We start from the raw sequence: 450 nt of genomic DNA, 5'->3' as shown, positions 1-450 counted from the left end.
TCGCTGTTCGACACGCACCCGCCGACGCGCTTGGTGGCGTAGAAGGTGACGAACGGCTTGTTCGTGTACGGATCGCGCAGGATGTTGGTCTCGGCGCGCTCCGCGATCAGGTAGCCGATGCGGAAATTGCCGAACGCGATCGACAGGCTGTTGGCGGCGATGTCGGGCATGTCCTCGGCCTCCACCACCGGATAGCCCAGCAGCGTCGCGGGCTGTCCGGTGGTCAGGCTGGGCTGCCACAGGAACTGGCCGTCGGCGGTCTTGAACTTGCGGATGCGCGCCGCGGTCGTCGCGTTCATCACGAACGCCGCACCCTGCCGGTACGGCGCGCGCAGGCTCTGGACCAGGTCGATCAGCCGGTCGGCGCCGTTGGTGGCGAAATCGCCAGCCGCGCCGCTGGGCAGGTACTGGAGCGTCCCGAACGCCCGCGCCGCATCCCCCGCCGTGGAC

1 protein-coding gene is annotated in these 450 nt (G+C 69.1%); it reads right to left on the bottom strand.

Translation table 11 applies throughout. The annotated features are described in order from the left end of the window. The coding region (locus AX685_RS06780; protein ID WP_156445710.1) for a phage major capsid protein at positions 1-450 on the bottom strand (450 nt) is incomplete at both ends.

It is taken from the genome of Sphingomonas sp. CCH9-F2 (genome assembly GCF_001556735.1).
Lineage (GTDB): Bacteria > Pseudomonadota > Alphaproteobacteria > Sphingomonadales > Sphingomonadaceae > Sphingomonas > Sphingomonas ginsenosidimutans.
The sequence above is the reverse complement of the archived record's forward strand: the minus strand, read 5'-3'. Positions and strand labels throughout refer to the sequence as shown.